At 58.0% G+C, this 22,333-nt stretch carries 21 protein-coding genes; 1 reads left to right on the forward strand and 20 read right to left on the reverse strand.

Annotated features, from left to right (window positions below; all coding sequences use genetic code 11):
- Positions 1-37 precede the first annotated feature (37 nt).
- The 4 genes from gltX to EAV92_RS16780 all read right to left on the reverse strand — a co-directional run bounded on the left by gltX (position 38) and on the right by EAV92_RS16780 (position 3,901).
- A complete protein-coding gene (gene gltX / locus EAV92_RS16765) occupies positions 38-1,516 on the reverse strand; it encodes a glutamate--tRNA ligase (RefSeq protein WP_123042152.1) in 1,479 nt (492 codons plus the stop codon).
- Positions 1,517-1,556: 40 nt separating this feature from the next.
- A complete protein-coding gene (ispF, locus tag EAV92_RS16770; RefSeq protein WP_123042153.1) occupies positions 1,557-2,036 on the reverse strand; it encodes a 2-C-methyl-D-erythritol 2,4-cyclodiphosphate synthase in 480 nt (159 codons plus the stop codon).
- Positions 2,033-2,728, reverse strand: coding sequence for a 2-C-methyl-D-erythritol 4-phosphate cytidylyltransferase (ispD, locus tag EAV92_RS16775; RefSeq protein WP_123042154.1), 696 nt, complete (start codon positions 2,726-2,728; stop codon positions 2,033-2,035). The genes ispF and ispD overlap by 4 nt, the downstream gene beginning before the upstream one ends.
- Before the next feature lie 78 nt (positions 2,729-2,806).
- Positions 2,807-3,901 carry a PIN/TRAM domain-containing protein gene (locus EAV92_RS16780; RefSeq protein ID WP_123042155.1) on the reverse strand — a complete coding sequence of 365 codons (1,095 nt, stop codon included), beginning with the start codon at positions 3,899-3,901 and terminating at the stop codon, positions 2,807-2,809.
- Between the two features lie 188 nt (positions 3,902-4,089).
- Between EAV92_RS16780 and EAV92_RS16785 the strand changes: the two genes are divergently transcribed.
- A complete protein-coding gene (locus EAV92_RS16785; RefSeq protein ID WP_123042156.1) occupies positions 4,090-4,485 on the forward strand; it encodes a nucleoside triphosphate pyrophosphohydrolase family protein in 396 nt (131 codons plus the stop codon).
- Between the two features lie 72 nt (positions 4,486-4,557).
- Here EAV92_RS16785 and EAV92_RS24750 read toward each other — a convergent pair whose 3' ends face one another.
- From EAV92_RS24750 to EAV92_RS16855, 16 genes are all read right to left on the reverse strand, one after another.
- The gene (locus EAV92_RS24750) at positions 4,558-5,601 is read right to left on the reverse strand and encodes a glycoside hydrolase family 76 protein (protein ID WP_206424229.1); all 1,044 of its coding nucleotides are present in this window, start codon (positions 5,599-5,601) and stop codon (positions 4,558-4,560) included.
- Between the two features lie 43 nt (positions 5,602-5,644).
- On the reverse strand, positions 5,645-6,799 hold the full coding sequence (locus EAV92_RS24755; protein WP_241158294.1) for a glycoside hydrolase family 76 protein: 1,155 nt from the start codon (positions 6,797-6,799) through the stop codon (positions 5,645-5,647).
- 7 nt (positions 6,800-6,806) lie between these two features.
- Positions 6,807-7,652: a carbohydrate ABC transporter permease gene (locus EAV92_RS16795; protein ID WP_241158574.1), complete on the reverse strand. Its 846-nt coding sequence runs from the start codon at positions 7,650-7,652 to the stop codon at positions 6,807-6,809.
- 94 nt (positions 7,653-7,746) lie between these two features.
- Positions 7,747-8,634 carry a carbohydrate ABC transporter permease gene (locus EAV92_RS16800; RefSeq protein ID WP_123042158.1) on the reverse strand — a complete coding sequence of 296 codons (888 nt, stop codon included), beginning with the start codon at positions 8,632-8,634 and terminating at the stop codon, positions 7,747-7,749.
- 64 nt (positions 8,635-8,698) lie between these two features.
- Positions 8,699-10,060, reverse strand: coding sequence for an ABC transporter substrate-binding protein (locus EAV92_RS16805; protein WP_123042159.1), 1,362 nt, complete (start codon positions 10,058-10,060; stop codon positions 8,699-8,701).
- Positions 10,061-10,100: 40 nt separating this feature from the next.
- A complete protein-coding gene (locus EAV92_RS16810; protein WP_123042160.1) occupies positions 10,101-11,399 on the reverse strand; it encodes a glycoside hydrolase family 125 protein in 1,299 nt (432 codons plus the stop codon).
- Positions 11,396-12,457: a glycoside hydrolase family 76 protein gene (locus EAV92_RS16815; RefSeq protein ID WP_277424239.1), complete on the reverse strand. Its 1,062-nt coding sequence runs from the start codon at positions 12,455-12,457 to the stop codon at positions 11,396-11,398. The genes EAV92_RS16810 and EAV92_RS16815 overlap by 4 nt, the downstream gene beginning before the upstream one ends.
- A 210-nt stretch (positions 12,458-12,667) precedes the next feature.
- Positions 12,668-13,828, reverse strand: coding sequence for a GntR family transcriptional regulator (locus EAV92_RS16820; RefSeq protein ID WP_241158297.1), 1,161 nt, complete (start codon positions 13,826-13,828; stop codon positions 12,668-12,670).
- Positions 13,829-14,000: 172 nt separating this feature from the next.
- The gene (gene pssA / locus EAV92_RS16825) at positions 14,001-14,744 is read right to left on the reverse strand and encodes a CDP-diacylglycerol--serine O-phosphatidyltransferase (protein WP_123042162.1); all 744 of its coding nucleotides are present in this window, start codon (positions 14,742-14,744) and stop codon (positions 14,001-14,003) included.
- A gap of 143 nt (positions 14,745-14,887) precedes the next feature.
- On the reverse strand, positions 14,888-15,988 hold the full coding sequence (gene disA, locus EAV92_RS16830; RefSeq protein ID WP_123042163.1) for a DNA integrity scanning diadenylate cyclase DisA: 1,101 nt from the start codon (positions 15,986-15,988) through the stop codon (positions 14,888-14,890).
- Between the two features lie 15 nt (positions 15,989-16,003).
- Positions 16,004-17,371 carry a DNA repair protein RadA gene (gene radA, locus EAV92_RS16835; RefSeq protein WP_123042164.1) on the reverse strand — a complete coding sequence of 456 codons (1,368 nt, stop codon included), beginning with the start codon at positions 17,369-17,371 and terminating at the stop codon, positions 16,004-16,006.
- Positions 17,372-17,425: 54 nt separating this feature from the next.
- Positions 17,426-17,602 (reverse strand): hypothetical protein, encoded by a 177-nt coding sequence (locus tag EAV92_RS24585; protein ID WP_164472818.1) that lies wholly within the window; start codon positions 17,600-17,602, stop codon positions 17,426-17,428.
- 153 nt (positions 17,603-17,755) lie between these two features.
- On the reverse strand, positions 17,756-20,200 hold the full coding sequence (gene clpC / locus EAV92_RS16840; RefSeq protein ID WP_123042165.1) for an ATP-dependent protease ATP-binding subunit ClpC: 2,445 nt from the start codon (positions 20,198-20,200) through the stop codon (positions 17,756-17,758).
- 39 nt (positions 20,201-20,239) lie between these two features.
- Positions 20,240-21,262 (reverse strand): protein arginine kinase, encoded by a 1,023-nt coding sequence (locus EAV92_RS16845; protein ID WP_123043780.1) that lies wholly within the window; start codon positions 21,260-21,262, stop codon positions 20,240-20,242.
- 64 nt (positions 21,263-21,326) lie between these two features.
- Positions 21,327-21,842 (reverse strand): protein-arginine kinase activator protein McsA, encoded by a 516-nt coding sequence (locus EAV92_RS16850; RefSeq protein WP_123042166.1) that lies wholly within the window; start codon positions 21,840-21,842, stop codon positions 21,327-21,329.
- A gap of 28 nt (positions 21,843-21,870) precedes the next feature.
- On the reverse strand, positions 21,871-22,332 hold the full coding sequence (locus EAV92_RS16855; RefSeq protein ID WP_123042167.1) for a CtsR family transcriptional regulator: 462 nt from the start codon (positions 22,330-22,332) through the stop codon (positions 21,871-21,873).
- Between the last annotated feature and the right edge of the window lies 1 nt (position 22,333).

Below are 22,333 nucleotides of genomic sequence, written 5' to 3' on the forward strand. Positions count from 1 at the left end.
CAAGGGACGAGGCGCATCGCCCGATCTTGCCGCACCGTTAGAATTTTCCTTCCGCGGCGTCCTTCAACCTCTGAATTACGCGCTCCAGGCCGAGCAGCCACACGGTCCCGTTCAGATCCGGCCCGTGCATCTGGCCCGTCAAGGCGACGCGGATCGGCATGAACAAGCCTTTGCCCTTCACGCCCGTCTCGCCCTGAACGGCTTTGATGGCCGCTTTGATTCCGTCGACCGTGAAAGCAGCTTCTCCTCCCGCTTCCAACTGTCCCGCGAACGCGGCCAGCACTTTCGGCGCCGTCTCTTCCGCCAGCACCGCGCGGGCTTCGGCGTTCTCCAGTTCGAGCGTTTCCCGGAAGAACAGCTCGGACAGCGGCACGATTTCCGCCCCGAATCGCAGATGATCGCGGTACAACGCAACCAGTTCCGTCGCCCAAGCGACTTCCTGCTCGGAAGGCTCCTGCGGCAAGCGCCCCGCTTTCTTCAATTGGGGCAGACAGAGGCTCACCACCTTCGCGAGGTCCGCCGCCTTCAAGTAATGCTGGCTGATATGGTTCAACTTGGCCGTATCGAACACGGCCGGGCTCTTCGACAAGCGGTCCGCGTCGAAAATCTCGATCAACTGCTCGCGGGAATAGATTTCCTCTTCGCCCTTCGGCGACCAGCCGAGCAGAACGATGAAGTTGAACAGCGCTTCCGGCATATAGCCCAGCCCGTCGTACTGCTCGATGAACTGTACGATGGATTCGTCGCGTTTGGACAGCTTTTTATGGTTTTCGTTCACGATGAGGGTCATGTGCCCGAACGCCGGCGGCGACCATCCGAACGCTTCGTAAACCATCAACTGGCGCGGCGTGTTCGTGATATGGTCTTCCCCGCGCAGGACGTGGGAGATTTCCATCAGGTGGTCGTCCACCGCCACCGCGTAGTTATAGGTCGGAATGCCGTCCTTCTTGACGATGACGAAATCGCCGAAATCCTCGGAACGGAAGGAAATGTTCCCTTTGACCATGTCGTCGAACGCATACGTCCGGCCTTCCGGCACGATGAAACGAACGCTCGGCACCCGGCCTTCGGCTTCGAGCCGCGAACGCTCTTCCGCAGTCAGGCTGCGGCATTTGCCCGAGTAGCGGGGCATTTGTTCTCCGCGCGCCGTCTGCTCTTCCCTCTCCCGCTCGAGCTCTTCTTCCGTGCAATAGCAGCGGTAGGCCAAGCCCCGGTCGAGAAGATCCTGCGTGTGCTTATTGTATATTTCCAGCCGTTCGGTTTGGCGGTACGGTCCGTAGTCTCCCCCGATGTCGATGCTTTCGTTCCAATCGACGCCGAGCCACTTCAGGTAAGTGAGCTGGCTTTGCTCCCCGCCCTCGATGTTGCGTTTGATATCGGTATCTTCAATACGGATGATGAAATCGCCGCCGTGGCGGCGGGCATAAAGGTAGTTGAAAATGGCGGTACGCGCGTTGCCGATATGCAAATGGCCCGTCGGGCTGGGCGCGTATCTTACGCGCACTTTGCTGCTCATCGTGATAACCCCCTGTCGTATATCGTAAATCGCTGAAATGTTATTGCGCCTTGACGAGACACACGACGGCCTGCGCCGCGATCCCCTCGCCGCGTCCCGTGAAGCCCAGCTTCTCCGAAGTCGTCGCTTTCACGTTGACCTGATCCTCATCGCCTTCGAGCACGTCCGCGATCACTTTCACCATCGCGGGGATGTGCGGCGCCATCTTCGGCGCCTGCGCGATGATGGTCGCGTCCGCGTTGCCGAGCCGATAGCCCTTCTCCTTGGCGAGCGCCCACACGCGGCGAAGCAGCACTACGCTGTCCGCTCCGGCGTAAGCCGGATCCGTATCGGGAAAATGCTTCCCGATGTCGCCCAAGGCAAGCGCCCCCAGTACCGCGTCGCTGATGGCATGCAGCAGCACGTCGGCGTCGGAATGGCCGAGCAGCCCTTTCTCGTAAGGAATGGTGACGCCTCCGATGATGCAGGGGCGGCCTTCCACCAGTTGATGGACGTCGAAGCCTTGTCCGATCCGAATCATTGCGGTTCCTTCTCCCTCCGGCGCCGTTCGAGGAACAGCTCGGCGACGAGCAGATCCTCCGGCGTCGTGATTTTCAAGTTCGTGTAATGCCCGGGCACGGCGGCTACCTTGCGGCCGAGCCGTTCGAACAGCATCGCGTCGTCGGTCGCGGCCGCGCCGGCCTCCCGGGCCAGCCGGTGCGCTTCGAGCAGCGCGAGCCGGCCGAACGCCTGCGGCGTCTGGACGGCGCACAGCGTGGACCGGTCAGGCGTGGACACGACCATGCCCGCTTCCGTCACCTTGATCGTATCCTTCACGGGAACGGCGAGCGTCGACGCTCCGTGTTCCTCCGCGGCTTCCAAGCATGCCGCGATCTGTTCCGGCGTCACGAGAGGCCGCGCGGCGTCATGAATGAGAGCGCCATCGGTTCCGAGCGCGGACAAACCCGCTTCCACGCTGTCCTGCCGCTCCGCCCCGCCGGCCACCACCGCGGCGACTTTGGCGAATCCGCCCGCGCGGACCAATTCCTCGGCCCTGCCGATCTCATGCCCGGCGGCGACGATGACGATCTCTTCGACCCGGCCGCACCGTTCGAACGCTTCGAGCGTATGCGCCAGCACGGGACGTTCCGCGATCGGCAAATAAGCCTTGTTGTCGGCCGTCCCCATCCGGGTTCCCCGTCCGGCCGCGACGATCACGGCTCCCCATTTCATGCAGACCGCCAATCCCCTTTACATGCAGAAGAGCGGGACGTTGAGCGCGTCCCGCCCGTATTTTTTTATCATACCTTTTCAGAGCGCTTTTTCCAATAGCTTCGGCTTGGCGAAGATCATCCGGCCGGCCGAAGTTTGCAGCACGCTCGTCACGAGCACTTCCATCGTCGTCCCGATGAAATCGCGGCCGCCTTCGACGACGATCATCGTGCCGTCATCCAAATAAGCGACTCCTTGTCCATGCTCCTTGCCGTCCTTGATCACCTGCACGACGATCTCTTCGCCCGGAAGCACGACCGGCTTCACCGCGTTGGCCAAATCGTTGATGTTCAGGACGGAAACGCCTTGCAGCTCGCACACCTTGTTCAGGTTGAAGTCGTTGGTCACCACTTTGCCGCGCATCGCTTTGGCCAGCTTCACCAGTTTGCTGTCGACTTCGCCCGCTTCCTCGACGGCTTCTTCGTAGATGAGCACTTTCACGTCGAGCTCTTTCTGGATTTTGTTCAGAATATCGAGCCCTCTCCGCCCGCGGTTTCGCTTCAGCAGGTCGGACGAATCCGCGATGTGCTGCAGCTCTTCGAGCACGAATTCCGGGATGACCAAGGTCCCTTCGATGAAGCCGGTTTTGCAAATATCGGCGATTCGACCGTCGATGATGACGCTGGTGTCCAAAATTTTATGCTCTTCGTAACGCGGCGCTTCTTCTTTCAGCGGTTCGGCAACGCGGCGGGAACGGAACCATTCCCCGATCTCCTCTTTCTTGCGGACGGCGATCCCCGCTCCCGCATAGGCCAGCACGATCGCCAAAACGGCTCCCAGCAGCGGGCCGACCCGGGGGATGTCCGAAACGAAAGGATACACGAGAACCGCGAACAGCGCTCCCACCATGAGCCCGGCCGCTCCCGTCACCATGTCCGTCGCCGGAACCCCTGCGGCACGGTCGATCCCAAGCTGAAGAGCACGGGAGAGCGGACCTGCCATTGCCGTTGCCGCCAATAATCCGATGAACGCCCCGATGAGCGCGCCATAAGAGCTGCCCGGTGCGGACGCGGTATGTACGCCCAGTACGGGATCCATCCACGCCGCTCCGCCGGATATCCGCCATGCCGACCATTCCTGGCCGGTCACCGCTCCCAAAATGAGGCCCACCGCCTGAATCAATCTTTTCATCATGCCCGACTATCACTCCTTACGAGTACACTTATATTTCTTTACTAGTATGTTCCAATTTTGGCGGGCCTAATCTCGCCCCCCGTCTCCGGATTAAAACTTCCTTACTTCTCCGTCTTCCTTTTGAAATGGCCCTATGGTTGCTCTATAATGAAGGAAGCAGCGAAAATGAGTAACCGAGGTGGACCCGAATGAGCGCACCAACGTTGCACGAATTTCAGCAGCAAGTATCGGAACTGTTGCTTCGCCATCGCAGTTTGCTGGACGTCGTCACGAAATTCAGCCAAGCCGGCGCTTCGGTGAACCGGGCGGTCGCCAAGTCGATCACCGAGTGCGGATGCATCGAATTGAACGCGCGGAACCAAGGCTTCACCGAACAAATGGCGCTTGATCAGGCGCTGCGGCAATCCAAATCCCACATGAACGGCGAGCTGTGCGAGAATTGCCGGGACGCCATTCGCGGCGAGATGGGCAAGAACCTGTTTTACCTGTCGGCGCTCTGCAACCTGCTGGACATCAACATGGAAGACGTCGTGACGAAAGAAGCCGAGAAATGCTCGACGCTCGGAATATTCAATTTCACTTAACCTCAGAATCAGACCGAAAATAAGAAAAGCGCACCGTTGCGTCCCTGCTTAGGGAGTTACGGTGCGCTTTTTTTATGACAAGATTCCTCGGATCTCCAGTTCGGCCATTCGCTCCAATAAGAACACGCCGCTCAATTGGGAGCTCAGCGAGACCTTACGGCCGGGAGTCCGGCCCCACGAGGTGCCGAACAAAGGTTTCTCCTCCGACCCTGCGTGGGTCCACATCTTCTCGGCGTTCCCTTCCAGTGTCTTCAGCAAACCGTTCGATGCAGGCTGCTCCTTCACCAATTCGGCCAAGTACCGAACGAAGATGCCTTTGAACAACCCTCCGTCCCCATCGCCTTCGTCATGCAAGGTGCCGTTTTCTGGAGACGTCAGTTCTTCCACTGCCGCTTCCGCCGTCCGCGCCGCGTCGTCGAGATACGCACGATCCCCGGTAAGCCGGTACAGCTCTACCCCCGCTCCGATATAGACTCCCTGGCAATACGTAAACTTCCAGTCCTTGTCGATTTGGCCGTCCCCGTTGCGGTTCATGCCGTCCCATACGAACCCGCTGGCCGGGTCCACGAGATTCTCGCGAAGCCATACGTAGATTTTTTTCGCCCAATCGAGATCTTCTTGCCGGCCCAGCGTGCGGTAAAGTCTACAAGCAAGGATGACCGCGGGTGCGTTCGCCGGAGTGTTTTTGTAGCCGAGCTGTTTTTTGTGCCAGGCGATCCCGCCGCCCATCGTGTCGTTCCAGCCGCCCTGAATGTCTTCCCAAAGCTCAAGGACGGTGTCCCGGTATTGGGGTTCCCCCGTCGCTTCAAACGCTCGAAGCCAGGAGATCGCCATCCATTCCATATCGTCGTACAATTCGTTCGGAAAGGCTCCGCCGTTCTTTGTTCGAACGCCTTCATGCAACTCGGAGAGCCTGCGGGCATACTTCGCGTCGTCCGTGCGCAAGAGGCCGTCCACTAACGCATCCGCTGCGTGGGCCATCCACCAATAATGGAAAATCGTATTGCAGGATCCGTCCGGACACGGAATTTCGATATCGTACATCGAGATGCCGGCGTTCCAAAAAAGCGAATCCAGTGACTGTTGGGCTTGCTCCGCCCGTTTTGTCCAAAGCATGGCTCTCTCACGCTCCCCCCTGATGGTGCCGCCGCCTTACCCTTCAAAGCCAGCCTTGCTTTTCCAAGCTTGCCATCACTTCCAGCAATGCCGTTCCGCTGATATCCGCGCTTAAAGGGACGACATCGTCCGGCGTCTGGCTCCAGGACAGCCCGAATAACGGGCGGTCATTCTTCCTTCCTTGCTCCCACAAGCTTTCCGCGTTCCGGCGAAGCAGGTTCAACCATTTTTCGTTACCCGGTTTCTCCCGAACAAGCTCTCCCCAATACCGGACAAGCACGCCTTTGAAGAGAGCCCCGTCTCCGTCCCCCTCGGAAGGGAGCATGCCGGTTGTGGGACTCGCCATCCGGTCGGCTGCATAGTCGGCGGTTTTGGCCGCGTCTTCCAAGTAGGCGTCTTTCTTCGTCGCCCGGTACAATTCGACGCCGGCCCCGATGAAGGTGCCTTGGTTGTAAGTGAAAGTCCAATCCTTGTCGATCAGGCCGTCGCCGTTCCGGTTCATCCCATCCCAAACAAGGCCGGTGTCCGGGTCAACCAGGTTGTTTTTCTCCCACTGATAGATCCGTTCCGCCCAAGCCAGATCGTCCTTATTTCCGAACCTTGCGTACAGACGGGCGGCTAAAATCGCGGAAGGCGCATTAGCCGGCGCGTTTTTGTAATCCGTCTGTTCCTTGCGCCAGGCGATGCCGCCGCCCATTTCCTCGTTCCATCCTCCCTTGATGTCTTCCCAGAGAGCCAGAGCGGCCGCCTTGTACTTGTCGTCCCCGACGGCATCGAATGCCCGAAGCCAAGCCAGCCCCATCCAGGCCATGTCGTCGTAATAATCGTTCGGCCACACGCCGGCGTTTCGGCTCAAGATCCCGTCGTACAAATCCTGAATCCGCTCCTTGTAGCTCGTTGCTCCCGTCCGCAAATAGCCGTCGACGGACAAATCTACCACATGCGCCAACCACCAATAATTGAAAGGATCCGTGCACAACTGAAGGATGCAGGGGGAAGCGTTGTTGTAAAGCTTCCTCTTCCCGTCCCAGAAAGATGCCGAGAGTTCATCTTGCGCAAGCTCCGCCCGCTCGCTCCAAACCGATGAGCGGTGCTGGAACATGCCTTCCGCCCAACTTGCCTTCCCGAACACCGCAGCCGCGATCGTAAGCACCGCGACCGGCACCGTTATCCAAATCCAGAGATTCCTTCGCTTCACGCTGCGCTTATCCTTTCACGCCGCTGAAGGCGATGCCCTGAACGAAATATTTTTGGAGCAGCAGGAACAACACGAGGATCGGAAAGACCGCGATCAACGCCCCCGCCATCATCGGTCCGAAGTCTGTCTGATGATTGTACGAGAAAGCCTGAAGCCCCATCTGGATGGTGGCTTTGTTCGGATCGTTCAGCACGATCATGGGCCACAGGAAGCTGTTCCATCCGGCCTGGAAGGTGAAAATCCCCAGCGTGGCGAGCGCCGGTTTGGTTAAGGGCAGGTAGATGTTCCAGAAAATCCGGAACTCCCGGCAGCCTTCGATCCGCGCCATTTCCATCATGTCGTTCGGCAGCGTAAGGAAGAACTGGCGCATGAAAAAGACGGCGAAAGAACCGGACGCGCCGGGCAGGATGATTCCCCAAAACGTGTTCAGGAGACCGTTGCCGCCCCCGCCGAGCCAATCGTTGCCTCCGGCGAACGGGATGTGCCTCAGCACGTAGAAGCTCGGAATCATCGTCACGATGCCCGGGATCATCATGGCCAACAGCAGCACCCGGAATAGCGGCTTGTTCAGCCGGAACGGCAGCTTGGCGAACGCGTAGCCGCTGAGCGAACCGAAAAACAAATTCGCCAGCACGCCGGCGACCGCCAGAACGAGAGAATTCCAAAAATAGAGCCCGAACGGAACCGTCGTGAAGGCGGATTTATAATGCTCCAAGGTCAGCTTCGATGGAATCCATTGGATGGGAAACGTGAAAATGTCTTCGCTCGGCTTGAGCGATGTGATCAGGCTCCACAAGAAAGGCAAGAACATGACGGCCGCGATGGCGATGCTGACGAGATAAAACAACGCCATCCAAACGATTCGCGAAATCCTTGCCTTGCCGTTTGACTCTTCGGTGCGATAATGTGCCGTCCGTACGGCATGTTCGTTCATCAATCCCGCCTCCTCATACGACCGGCTCTTCCGACTTGTTCAACCGCATGTTGATGAAAGAAAAAACGAGGATGGCAATCGCCAGCACGAACGCTTGCGCTGAAGCGTATCCCATTTGCAGCTGGTTGAAGCCCTGTTGGTAAATCAAATAGACCGGCGTTTTGGTGACGTTGCCCGGCCCTCCTTGCGTCAGCACGAAAGCCTGGTCGAACAACTGGAGGGCGCCGATGATGGACATCGTGCTCACCAGGAACGTCGTCGGACGAAGCTGAGGCCACGTGATGTAACGAAAGCGCTGGAAAGCGTTCGCCCCGTCGAGCTTCGCCGATTCGTACAGATAGTCGGGAATGCCCTGCAATCCCGCGATATAAATCACCATATTGGACCCCACGGATTGCCACAGGGTCACCAGGATAATGGACATCATCGCCGTTTCGGTTTGCGCGAGCCAAGCCGGACCGTTAATTCCCAAGTAAGAAAGCAGCCCATTGACGAGGCCGTATTCCGGGTGGAGCAGCCACACCCATACCGTCGCGGCAGCGACCGCGGAGGTGAGCGTCGGCAGGTAGTTCAACGTGCGGAACAGGCGAATGCCCCTGAGTCTTTGATTCATCAGCACGCCCAGACCGATCGAAATGAGGATATTGAGCGGAACGAAAATGACCGAGTAATACAGGACGTTCTTGAACGTCAGCCAATACAGGCTGTCTTGCCATAGCCGCCTGTAGTTGTCCCATCCCGCCCAATCCATGTGGCTGAGCACGTCATAATTCGTGAAACTGAGATAAAAGGCCATGAACACCGGGATGACGGTAAAAATCAGGAAAAGCAGCATGGTAGGCGTGATGAACAAATAAGCCGTTCTGGCTTGGTGGCGATGAAGTTTTCCCGCGGAAGCCATTCGTACTCCCCTCCCCTTGCATGGCATGGCGAAAGCCTAAGAGGGAGGTTGCCCTCCCTCCGGCTTATTTCGCTTGAGCGTTATCCTGCAGCAATTGATCGCCGCGTTGTTGGGCTTTTTTGAGCGTCGTGTCCGCATCCTGCTTCTTCTGCTGGAACAGCTGAAGGTTCGGAACGAGCGCGTCGCCTTCCATCACCGAATAACCGGGGTGCTGCGGACGGATTTTCGCGAATTCGAGCGTATCCAGGAACGGCTTCCACAGCGGGTCGTCCTTGAAGAACGGATCTTCCAGCGCCGGCTTGTAGCCCGGAATGTTCAAGCTCGTTTTCGCCCACAGGAGCGCGTTATCCTTGTTGGCCGTCCACCATTTGATGAATTCCCAAGCTTCTTGCTGGTGCTTGGATCCTTCCGGGACGACGAGGCCGAAGCCTCCCATGACGCTTCCTTTGTCGCCGTTCGGGCCTGCCGGCGGAGGAACGACTCCGAAATCGAGGTCTTTGCCGTATTTCTTATACGTGGTCAGCATCCAAGGTCCGGTATAGGTCATCGCCAATTTGCCGGTCGCGAAGGCGTCCGTGCCTTCTCCGAGCCCTTGCTCGAAACCCACTTTGTAGACTTTGTCGGTGTTCAACAGTTTGTCCCAGTAGGCAAGAACCGCTTTGCCCTTCTCATTGTTGAAATTCGTTTTCCCGTCGTCGGTGAGCATCGTTCCGCCGGCCTGCTGCAGATACATGTTGAACAATCCGTTGTCGCCGAGGGAGAATCCGGAAACGAGCAGCTTGTTGCCGTCCCATTTGGTCGTCTTAATCGCCGCCTGCTCCAATTCATCCCACGTGGCAGGAGGGTTGGTAATGCCGGCGTCGGACAACAGCTTTTTGTTGTAAAACAATGCCCGGGCGTCAACCGTGAGCGGAAGTCCGTACAGCTTATCCTGATAGGAAAGCTCTTTGAGCGCTTCGTCGTAGAAGTCGCCTTTATTCAGGCCGTCTTTGGCCATGAAATCGTCAATCGGATGCAGGACTCCTTTCGGAGCGTAAAGCGAGGTGCGCCAACGGTCCCAGAACAGAATATCGGGAGAACCCCCGGAGGTTGCCGCCGTCAGAAATTTGGTGATCATGTCTTGTTGCAGCACGTATTTGACCTTGATTTTGTCCTGCGATTTGTTGAAGGCGTCGACCATCGTCTCGAATTGCTTCTGCCCTTCTCCACCCCAATCGCCCCAAAAGGTCAATTCGACGGGTTTACCCGACGAAGTTTCGGAAGCGCTTGCAGACGAACCGGAAGAAGAAGCCGGCGCTGAACTTTTATCCCCGCCGCCCGAGCTTCCGCAAGCGGAAAGCGCGACGGTTGCCGTAAGGATTAGCGATGCCACTGAAAGCCATTTTTTCACGTAAAATGCCTCCCTTTTTATGATCCGTTGTTGCATGATTCCAACGGGTTTCCCCGGTTGAAAACGAATTCCATGATCAGTTCGTGCGGACTCGGATCCCCGAGACGTCCATGGCCAACTCGCAAAACATCATGTTCGCCCAAGAAAACCATGGCCGGGTGAACTGAGTCGGATCGTCGGCCAGAAAACCTTCGTGCATCATCGACGTGCCTGCTTCCGTGTCGGCCATCAAATGCAGAAGACGCTTCTTCTCCTCCGGGTCCGAGGCTGTCAGCCCTTGCATCGCGAGCGCGATGTGCCAGATGTACCGGTGCGGCGTATGCGGGCTTCCGATTCCCTCGGCGGCGCTTCCGCGGTAAAAATAAGGATTGTGCTCGCTTAAGATGAAATTCCTCGTATTCCGGTAAACCGGGTCGCTTTCAGGCTTGTATCCCAGGTAGGGGATCGAGAGCAGGCTGGGCACGTTGGCGTCGTCCATGAGATTGTGCCGACCCACCCCGTCCGTCTCGTAAGCGTACATCTTTCCGTAGACCGGATGGTCGACGACGCCGTACGTTTCGATGCCCGCCCGGATCTCCTCCGCCAACGCGCCCGCTTCACCCGCCAATTCCGAATCCCGGTATACGTCCCGCGAGATTTCGGCTAAGTATCGCAGCACGACGACGGCGAACATGTTCGACGGAATCAGATAGCCATACCGGCATGCGTCGTCGCTCGGGCGAAACCCGGACCAGGTCATGCCGGTGAACGCCGTCTCGGTACCTTTGCCTCCCCGCTCAAGCGTATCCGTGGGCGGACAATCCGAACGCTCGAAAAAATACTCCGAATTCGATTCATGATTTTGCTCGGTTTTCCAGACTTTCAGCACCGTACGGACTGCCGAACGAAACGATTCGTCCAAGTGTGAAGTCCTTCCCGTGTTCTTCCAGAGCAGGTAGGCCAGTTGAATCGGATAACACAAGGAATCCACTTCGTACTTGCGTTCCCATAACCACGGGCCCATTTGCGTCCTGTCGCTTTGGTGCCCCTTACCCGTTGCTCCGTCATTGAAGGCATTCGCGTAGGGATCCAACGCGATGCAGGCGGCTTGCCGGCGGACCAGCCCTTCGATCATGTCCGCCAACCCGGCGTCCTCCGCGGCAGCCGCCAAGTAAGGGCGAACTTGCGCTGCTGAGTCCCGAAGCCACATCGCCGGGATGTCTCCGGTGATGACGAACGTCGTGCCGTCCGGCTGTCTGCGGATCGTCGTACGCAGCGTGTTGTCCAATGCGCCCTCCAAAATTCGTCCGATCCTCGGCTGATCGGCATTTTTCTCCCTGACCGTTTCGACGATACGGGCAAGCGCGGCGGAAGCGTTCAAAATGTCATTGCTCATCCCGGTGTCTCTCTCCTCCGTGTAATCGCGTCGCTCGTTTCCTCTGGCTCGTGCAATAATGACGCGGTCATTTCGAATGCCATCAGGCCGCTGAGTTGAGCGCTCAGCTGCACTTCCGTTTCCACCGGGCCGCCCCAAGACCTGGCGAGCCTGCCTCGGCCGTCTCTTCCGGATGTCCACAGCGATTGGGCGTTGATGAGAAGGGTTCTTCTCACTACTTTCAGATCCGGCCTCATGGCGTACAGATCCCGAAGGTACCGAACGAAAATCCCTTTAAACAATCCGCAATCGTCCGGACCTTCGTCCGATATCGGCTGCTCCGAACCGCCGCCAAACCGGCGAATCGCTTCCTGCGCCGTTTTCACGGCGTCTTCCATATAAGCCGATCGGCCCGTTATGCGGTACAACTCCAGCCCGGCGCCTATGTAAACGCCCTGGCAATAGGTGTACGCCCAATCCTTATCGATCCGCCCGTCTCCAAGCCGGTTCATGCCGTCCCATACGAACCCGGTTTCTTCGTCGACCAGGCGGGACTTCGTCCATTCATAAATTCGGACCGCCCAATCGTAATCGGCCGAATGGCCGAACCTTTGGAACAGCCTTGCGGCAAGAATGCAGGCGGGAGCGTTCGCGGGCGTGTTCTTGTAATCCGGCTGGTCTTTCTTCCAAGCCATCCCCCCGCCGCAATGGTCGTTCCATGCGGTTTGAATACTCTCCCATAACGTGCGCACCGCATTCAAGTACCGTGCATGGCCGGTCGCGTCATACACCCGAAGCAGCGCCAGCGCCATCCATTCCATATCGTCGTAATAGTTATGCAACAGGGTAGAGCCGTTGAGTTGCAGCACGCCTCCGATCACGCGGTCAATGCGTTCCAGATAGCGTCTCTGCTTCGTACGAAGGTACCCGTCGGCAAGGACGTCGATGACGTGCGCATGCCACCAATAAACGAAATGATCATTGCAAGTCCCTCCGCATGGAGAGAGTTGATTCATGATTCCGAGTTCCTCGTTCCAAAAGTTGTACATGAGTTCTTCTTGAGCCGTGTCTGCTCTTATGCCCCAATCCGAAAGACTCTGATACGTGTTCGCTCACCCCCCGCTCGATCTAAAACGCTTACAAACCTTACTATAATGTCATATCATTAACATGTCAATATACTTACTAAAATAATAAATTTATAACAATATGTCATTATATATCGAGCAGAGAGAAAAACCTGCCGGTTTTCACCGACAGGTTTCGAAAGGATTTACCGGATGGCGTCATCAGGCTTGCTTGAGCGCGGCCTCCGGAGCGGCCGCGGTGGATCGTCCCATGATCAATGCGGCTTCCAACATCGTGCGGTTCGGAATGTTCTGTCCCTCGCTGAGTTTCACGATATGCTCGAACGCCTGTCTCCCCATCTCCTCTTGATTTTGCCTCAGATGGGTAAAAGATGGAGTTCCGTCCGTCTCCGGGCAGTCGAAGCAGATGATGGACAGGTCTTCGGGTACGGAAAGCCCCAATTGCTCGGCCGCCTCTCTGGCCAACACGGCGATGTTGTATTCCATGGCGAACAAAGCGGTCATATGCGGGTTTTCCTGCAGGTGCCTCTTGATTTTGAAAATGTCCTTCGCTTTGTTTTCTTCCGTGTAGGCGCTTGGGAGCGTCGAAAGGATCTCCTCGATCCAAAGCCCCCGATCGACGGGGATCCCCTTCTCGGCATGAGCCTGGATGAAGCCTTCGATCCGATCCTCCACGGCCGTCGTATCCATGGGAGGAGGCGTCAGCAACCCAATATGCTTGTGGCCGAGACCGAATAGATACTCGATTCCTTTTTTGGCTCCGGAGATGTTATCGGTGCAGATGGACCCCGCCGAAATGCCCTTCAAATGCCGGTCCACCAAAACGAGCGGAAACTGGTCGATGACCAGCTTCAAAATTTCGGCATTGAAGTACTCTCCCTGCGCGGGGAACACGATCAACCCGTCCACCCCGGCGTCCAATAAACCCTTGATCGCTTCTTCTTCGTAAGAAGGAATGCCGAACGTACGTCTCAGGATCAGGTAACTGTCGAATTTGCGGGAAGCTTCCTCCATCCCGTATACCAATCCCGTACCGTAACTGTCCCCGAAATCCGTAATGACGAGTCCGACCAGGAGCTTGTTCCCGGATTTCCCGCCTTTTCCGTTTCCTTTCGGCTTCCCTTCCGTCACGCCTCCCGGCTTCGCGGACGGATCCGCAACGAAGGAACCCTTGCCGGGTTTACGGGTAATCCAGCCTTCCGCCGCGATCAGCTCCAGCGCTTTTTTGCTCGTGATCCGGCTTACGCCGAATTCCTCCGCGAGCTCCTTCTCGGATGGCACTCGATCGCCCAGCTGATATTTGCCCGAGCGGATCTGTTCAAGCAGCGTCTCGTATATTCGTTCGTACATCGGACCCGTCACTTGGTTTCCTCCTCGCAAAACATGCCCGGCTCTCATTTTATATATAATAATATATCATGATATATACTAATGCAACCTAAACCATGGACAACAGATCCGCGACGATAAAAAAACACCGTGCCGGCTCCCAGAGGAGCAGCCCGGTGCGGTGTATCACAAGTCTTTCGTTTGCTCAAGCGTTGTGCTCCTGCCGTTCTTCTGCAGCGCTGCGGTATCTGCGATGTCTGCGAAGTTTTCGGGGCAAGAGGCGTTCAACGTTTTTTTTTAAGCCCCAGAGCGCGTAGAGGAGCAGAAGGGCCAAAATGACCTTCGGAATGGCTTGCTGGAACAGGTAAGCCAGGATGGCGGCTCCCGCTACGACGAGGGGAATGGCCCATAACGCCGCCTTCGGCAGACCGAGCTTTTTGAAATTCGGATATTTCATGTTGCTGATCATCAGGAACGACAGTGCCAAAGAACTGATGAGCAGCAGGGCGACGTGAAGCTCGTTATGGAACAGCGCCAGCGTGGCGAGTACGCCGCCGGCCGCCGGAATCGGCAATCCGATGAAGTATCCCGGGATTCCGTCGATGACGTTGAACCGGGCGAGACGGAGCGCGCCGCAGATCGGGAAGATCGCCGTCGCGATCCAGGCCAGCGCCGGAGGAGTCGTCTCCATGAACGCGGCTTGGTACATGATGAACGCCGGGGCGACACCGAACGAAATGACGTCGGACAGGGAGTCGAGCTCCTTGCCGAACTCGCTCGTTACGTTAAGGGCTCTCGCGACGCGGCCGTCCAGTCCGTCCAGCAGCATGGCGATGATGACCAGCAAGGCGGCACTGTTCACTTCCCCGTTGAACGAAAGGATGATGCTGATGACGCCGAGAACCAGGTTGCCTATCGTGAACACATTCGGTATGGATTTCGCGATCATCTTTTCCACCTCGACTTTACTATGCCCATTCCCGGACAACGTAGACAATAAGTTCCGCTGATGCCGCAAAGGCCGCAGCCGGGAAGGACAGTTGTCGGTCATTCTGGAGCATGCAGAAAGTGCCAAACCTCATTGTAGTCCCGTCATATCTGTCTGTCAATAAACACCTGCTCTTGAATTCGCTTCAAGCCTTCCATAATCGCCCTCGCCCGGACTTCCCCGATCCCGTCGACTTCGTCCAGCTCGTCGATGGTGGCCATCACGATATGGGGCAGCGCGCCGAACCGTTCCACCAGGTTGTGGATAATGACGCCGGGCAGACGAGGGATTTTGCTGAGCATGCGGTAGCCCCGGGGATGCAGCCCTTCTTCCGCGACCGAGCTAAGCGAAGGATAGCCGAGCAGCCGGATCAGGTGCGCATTATCGAGCAGCTCGTCGGAGCTCAGCTTTTTGAACGCATGCTGGATTTCCCGGATCCTGTCGTCCCCTGCGTCCTTGGCGTAATCCTTGATCAGCAGCCGCGTTTCCTCTTCGGCCGATCCGATCAATTCCTCCATTTGCATGCTGATCAGCCGGCCTTCGTTGCCTAGTTCGAGAACGTAGCGGTTGATCTCATTCTTAATACGCAGCACCATCTCGGCTCGTTGCAGGACGTAAGCCACTTCGTGCATCGTCACCAGCTCTTCGAACTCAAGCGCGGAAAGGTTCGTCAATCCTTGCGTGAAAACGGCGCGGTATCGTTCCAGCGTCTGAATCGCCTGGTTGGCTTTGGTCAGGATCACGCCCATTTCCTTTAAGGCATAACGCTGCTGCCCTTGGTAAAGCGTGATGACGTTGCGGCGTTGAGAGATCGATACCACGAGTTTACCCGTTTGTTTGGCCACCCGTTCCGCCGTACGGTGCCGGATACCGGTCTCGCTCGAGGAGATGGACGGATCCGGGATGAGCTGCGTATTGGCGTATAGGATTCGTTTGGCGTCTTCGCTCAAGATAATCGCGCCGTCCATTTTGGCCAGTTCGTACAAATAGTTCGGGCTGAAATCGCAATTGATCGAAAACCCGCCGTCCACGACTTCCATGACTTCCGGGCTGTAGCCGACGACGATGAGGCCGCCCGTCTTGGCCCGGAGCACGTTCTCCAAACCGTCCCGGATGGGAGTGCCCGGCGCAACCATGCGGAGCAGCTGGTTCATCGTTTCCTGAGGATTGTCTTTTTCCTTTTCTTTCTCTTTATGTTCTTTCATCTTGGTTGGCACCCCCTATTCCAAAGCCGCTTTCAACGCCTCCGCCACCGTCTTCACGCCGATCAGCCGGATCCCGTCCGGAGGCTGCCAGCCTTTCAGGCTTTGTTCCGGAAGGATGACCCGCTTAAAGCCGAGCTTGTGCGCTTCTTTCACTCTTTGTTCCGCCCGCGACACCGCCCTGACTTCACCCGTCAACCCGACTTCTCCGAAAATGACGTCGTAAGGCTTCGTCGGCAAGTCCTTGAAGCTGGACGCGATGCTGACGGCCGCGGCCAAATCCGCGGCGGGCTCGTCTAATTTCACGCCGCCGGCCACGTTGACGTATGCGTCTTGGTTCTGCATGAACATGCCCATTCTTTTCTCCAGCACCGCGATGACCAGCGACATGCGATGATGGTCGATGCCCGAAGTCATTCGCCGCGGAGACGGAAAATGCGTCGGGGATACGAGCGCCTGCAGCTCCACGAGCACCGGCCTCGTTCCCTCCATGCTGGCGACGACCGACGATCCCGACACCCCGAGCGGACGCTCGGACAGGAAGAGCTCGGAAGGATTCGTCACTTCCCGCAGGCCGTCCTCCGTCATGTCGAAAATGCCGATTTCGTTCGTCGAGCCGAACCGGTTTTTGACCGCGCGGAGCAGCCGGTAGGAATGGTGCCGTTCACCCTCGAAATATAGCACACAATCCACCATATGTTCCAGCAAGCGAGGGCCGGCGATGGCCCCTTCTTTGGTCACGTGGCCGACCAGCACGGTGGCGACCCCGTTGCCTTTGGAAATGCGCATGAATTGGGCGGTACATTCCCGGACTTGAGCCACGCTGCCGGGCGCGGACGGAACGTCGGGCCGGTACACCGTCTGGATCGAGTCGATCACGAGGAAATCCGGATCGGCTTCGGCCACGGCTTCTTCGATGAAGTCCAGGTTCGTCTCGCACAGCACGAACAGCCGGTCGGACAGCGCGCCGAGCCGATCCGCCCGCAGCTTCGTCTGGCGGACCGATTCCTCGCCTGAAACGTAGAGGACCTTGAGGCCCTGCGACGCCAACTGGTTGGACGTCTGCAGCAGCAGGGTCGACTTGCCGATGCCGGGATCTCCCCCGACGAGCAGCAAGGAGCCCGGCACGAGTCCCCCGCCCAGTACCCGGTTCAGCTCCGTCAGCCCCGTCGAGATGCGGGGTTCGCGGCCGCTCTCTATATCTATGATGGAACGCGCCTTTTCTTTCGTCCGGATGGCTTCGGTCCGGCCGACCGGCGCCCTCACCACCGTCTCGGTTTCCTCCACCATTGTATTCCAAGCGCCGCAGCCAGGGCATTTCCCCATCCATTTGGGCGACTCCGTGCCGCATTCGGTGCAGGCGAATTTCACTTTGATCTTAGCCATCTTATAACGGTTTCCCCTCTTACGGAAGCTCACTCTATGCAGTGTAACATCGAATTACCACCATCGCCATAACAACAACAGGATGATCAGCAAAATCAAAACCCCGCCCGACAAATAGGCGAGCACGAGCAGCAACTTACTGAGCAGCAAAAACAACAGAACGACCCCCGCCACCCCTGCGACCAGGGAAAGCGGCCGTCTCCACCACACCCTTCTCCAGCTCCCGCTCACGGACAATCCCTCCCGAAACTTGACCTTCCTATAGGATATGGCCCGGCTGAGGGGAGGGTGACGACCCTGGGCTTGAACGGCGGCTGCGTGTTTCGGCGAAACGAAAAGCTCCACCCCCGCAGAGCGGGAATGGAGCTTCGCGATTCTTTCGCATTAAGCCTGGCTCGCCACTTCATCCTTGTTCCGGACGACGAGCTCGCCTTCTTTCTCGTCGATGACGAGCGTGTCGCCTTTGTGGATCTTGCCGAGAAGCAAGTCTTCGGACAGACGGTCCTCGATATGCTTCTGGATCGCCCGGCGCAGAGGACGCGCCCCGTATTGCGGGTCGAAGCCTTCCTTGGCGAGGAAGTCCATCGCGGCGTCCGTCAGGTCGAACTGGACATTCTGTTCCTTCAAGCGTTTGCGGAGATCGTCCGCCATCAGCGATACGATGCGGGCGATATGCTCCTGTTCCAGCGGATGGAACACGATCAGCTCGTCGATCCGGTTCAGGAACTCGGGGCGGAACGATTTCTTCAGCTCGGCGAGAACCTTTTCCTTCATCTGCAAGTAATCGCGCCCGGCGTCTTGGGTCGCCGTGAAGCCGAGCGTCGAGTTGCGTTTGATCTGCTCGGCGCCGACGTTGGACGTCATGATGATGAGCGTGTTGCGGAAGTCGACGGTGCGGCCTTTGGAATCCGTCAGGCGGCCGTCTTCGAGCACTTGCAGCAACACGTTGAATACTTCCGGATGGGCCTTCTCGATTTCATCCAGCAGCACGACCGAATACGGCTTGCGGCGGACTTTCTCGGTGAGCTGGCCGCCTTCGTCGTAGCCGACGTATCCGGGAGGCGCTCCGACGAGTCGGGAAGTGGAATGCTTCTCCATATACTCGGACATGTCGATTCGGATGACCGCGTTCTCGTCGCCGAACATCGCTTCGGCCAGCGCGCGGGCGAGCTCGGTTTTGCCGACGCCCGTCGGGCCGAGGAAGATGAAGGAGCCCATCGGGCGCTTCGGATCCTTCAGGCCGGCGCGCGAACGGCGGACGGCGCGGGACACCGCTTTGACGGCTTCGTCTTGGCCGATGACCCGGTCATGCAGGATGTCTTCCATTTTCAGCAGGCGCTCGGTTTCCTCTTCGGCCAGCTTGCTGACCGGGATGCCGGTCCAGCTCGCGACGACCTGAGCGATGTCTTCCGGCGTCACTTCGGAATCGGTGCGGCCTTGCTTCTCTTTCCATTGGTTCTTCGTGGAATCCAGCTCTTCGCGGATCTTCTGCTCGGTGTCGCGGAGAGCGGCGGCTTTCTCGAACTCCTGGCTTTGGACGGCGGAGTCCTTCTCCTTGCGGATGTCCTCCAGCCGGGATTCCAGCTGCTTCAGGTTCGGCGGCACCGTATAGGAGCGCAGCCGGACTTTGGAGCCCGCCTCGTCGATCAGGTCGATCGCTTTGTCCGGCAGGAAGCGGTCGGTGATGTAGCGGTCCGACAGCTTGACAGCGGCTTCGATCGCCTCGTCGGTGATTTTCACGCGATGGTGCGCTTCATAGCGGTCGCGCAGCCCGTGGAGGATTTGGATCGCTTCCTCCGGAGAAGGCTGGTCGACGGTGATCGGCTGGAAGCGGCGTTCCAGCGCGGCATCCTTCTCGATGTACTTGCGGTATTCGTCCAGCGTCGTCGCGCCGATGCATTGCAGTTCGCCGCGGGCGAGCGCCGGCTTCAGGATGTTCGAGGCATCGATGGCGCCTTCCGCGCCGCCGGCTCCGATCAGCGTGTGCAGCTCGTCGATGAACAGGATGACGTTGCCCGCTTGGCGGATCTCGTCCATGATCTTCTTCAGGCGGTCTTCGAATTCGCCGCGGTATTTGGTGCCGGCGACGACGGAGCCCATGTCGAGCGTCATGACGCGTTTGTCGCGAAGGGTTTCAGGGATTTCATTGCTGACGATTTTCTGCGCCAGCCCTTCGGCGATCGCGGTTTTACCGACGCCGGGTTCCCCGATCAGGACCGGGTTGTTCTTCGTACGGCGCGACAACACTTGGATGACGCGCTCGATTTCCTTAGAACGGCCGATGACCGGATCGATGTTACCGTCTTTAGCGCTGGCCGTCAGGTCGCGGGCCAAGCCGTCGAGCGTCGGCGTGCTGACGTTCGCGGACGGTCCGTGGTTGGATTGCACGCTTTCGCTGCTCCCTAGCAGTTGCAACACTTGCTGGCGAGCCTTGTTCAGGCTGATGCCGAGGTTGTTCAGCACCCGTGCGGCGACGCCTTCTCCTTCGCGGATGAGGCCGAGCAGGATATGCTCGGTGCCCACGTACGTATGGCCCAGTTTGCGGGCTTCGTCCATGGAGAGCTCGATAACCTTCTTCGCGCGGGGCGTATAAGCGATGTTCGTAGGCTGTTCCTGGCCGCGGCCGATGAGGGATTCGACTTCGTCCTGGATTTTCTCGAGGCCGAGTCCCAAGGCGATCAGGGCCTTGGCGGCAATGCTTTCCCCTTCCCGGATCAGGCCGAGCAGGATGTGTTCCGTACCGATGTTGTTATGTCCCAGGCGCACGGCTTCTTCTTGGGCGAGTGCCAAGACTTTCTGCGCGCGTTCGGTGAATCTTCCGAACATCATGAGACAACACCTCCCCTGTTTGATATAAGGATAATTTATTTAGGAAGAAATCGCCAGTCGATCCCGGATGAGATCGGCGCGGGTCATATCCCTCTGCTCCGGATGGAGCGCCTCGCCGTATGTCATCTGAAGAAATCCCGGCTGGGTGGAAACCAGCAATTCATTAAGCGTCTTGACGTTCACCTGGGGCAGCAAGCCCAGATGGACGCCGAGTCGGACGTCCGACAACCGCTGCGAAGCTTCCTTGGAATCCATGATCGCGGCGTGCGACAGGATGCCGAAGGAGCGGCGGACGCGGTCCTCGATGCGGGCCCTCGAATCCGACAACAGCTTCGAGCGGGCAGCCCGCTCGTGCTCGAGCATTTGGCGGGCCACCTGGTGAAGATTCTCGATGATCTCTTCTTCGGATTGTCCCAGCGTGATCTGGTTCGAAACCTGGAACAGGTTGCCCGTCGCTTCGCTGCCTTCGCCGTACAGGCCGCGAACGGCCAGGCCGACTTGGGTGACCGCGGAGAGTATCCGGTTGATCTGCCCCGTCAGGACGAGAGCCGGCAGGTGCATCATCACGGAAGCTCGGATGCCGGTCCCGACGTTCGTCGGGCAGCTGGTCAGGAAACCGTGTTTCTCGTCGAACGCGTAATCGATCTGTTCCTCGAACACGTCGTCGATGAGACTCGCCGTTTCCCACGCCTCCCGGATCTGAAAGCCCGGTCTCATGCATTGGATGCGAAGATGATCCTCTTCGTTGACCATGACGCTGACGTCTTCCTTCTGGTCGAGGATCAGCGCCCCGTTGCGGGATTCGTTGGCCAGGTTCGGGCTGATCAGATGCTTCTCCACCAGCACCAGCTTCTCCAACTCCGTCAATTCGGAAAGCCGGATAATCTCCAGCGGACCAAGGCCGTTCAAGCGGCCGTTCTCCGCCACGTCGAGGAGCTGCTCCATCACCGCTTGCGATTGAGCCGGAGTGGCCAGCATCGGAAACGGCGAGCCCCGCAGGTTGCGGGCCAGCCGGATGCGGCTGCTCAGCACGACGTCGGATTCCGGTCCTTCGGTCTGCATCCATTCGCTTAACGCCTGTTTGACGAAACTCCGTTTCACCACGACGTCACCTCCTCTCTAGCGATCATATCCCGCCCATTTCCTTCTCCAGTTCGCGGATGCGATCCCGGAGCTGGGCGGCGGATTCGAAATCCTCGTTTTCGATGCGGCCCTGCATTTCCTGCTTAAGCCGATCGATTTCGCGCTTGGTCTTCACTTTACCTCCGGCACGTTTGGGCACCTTCCCGACGTGGGTCGTATTCCCGTGGACCCTCTTCAGCAGCGGATCCAGTCGTTCGCCGAAATGCTTGTAACAATCGCTGCAGCCGAACCGGCCGATTTTGCTGAACTGCGAATACGTCATGCCGCAGGAATCGCAGCGAACGGCCGGCGGCTTGGAGGCCCCTGTCCCGGCATGTTGTTCGAAATCAAGCAAACCGGATAACAGGTTATGAATCGAGAAGCCGCTTTGCGTGCCGGGTATGAATTCGCCTTTATCCCTCGCGCAGGATTCGCAAATGTGCAGCTCCGTCTTTTCTCCGTTTAAAATTTTCGTAAAATGCAGGGTCGCCGGGCGCTTCCCGCATTCTTGGCATAACATCTGCGCTCACTCCTCTTCCATCCGCCGCCTACCTGGCAAGCAGAGCGATCAGAACAGCCTTCAACACTTTGGCGCGGATTTCGTCGCGAAGCGGCAGCTTGAGCGCCAGCACTTCGCGGGATACGGCCGCCCGGATCAAGCGGGCTTCCCTCTCCGTCAGAAACTCCGCTTCCTCTAATTGATAAATTAACCCTTCGGCCGCCGTTTGATCGATCTGTTCTCCGACGGTCTGGTGGATATGCCGTTGGACCGCCTCGAGTGAAGGAAGATCCACGCGCTGGATGCGGATGTACCCGCCGCCGCCCCTTTTGCTTTCCACGTAGTACCCTTTCTCCAGGGTAAACCGGGTGCTGATCACGTAATTGATCTGAGACGGGACGCAAGAAAACTTCTCAGCCAAGTCGCTTCGCTGGATTTCCACGGCGCCTTCCGAACTGTTCTGCAGGATCTGCTTTAAGTAATGTTCGATGAGATCGGAAATGTTGCGCAAC

It is taken from the genome of Cohnella candidum (assembly GCF_003713065.1).
Taxonomy (GTDB): Bacteria; Bacillota; Bacilli; order Paenibacillales; family Paenibacillaceae; genus Cohnella; species Cohnella candidum.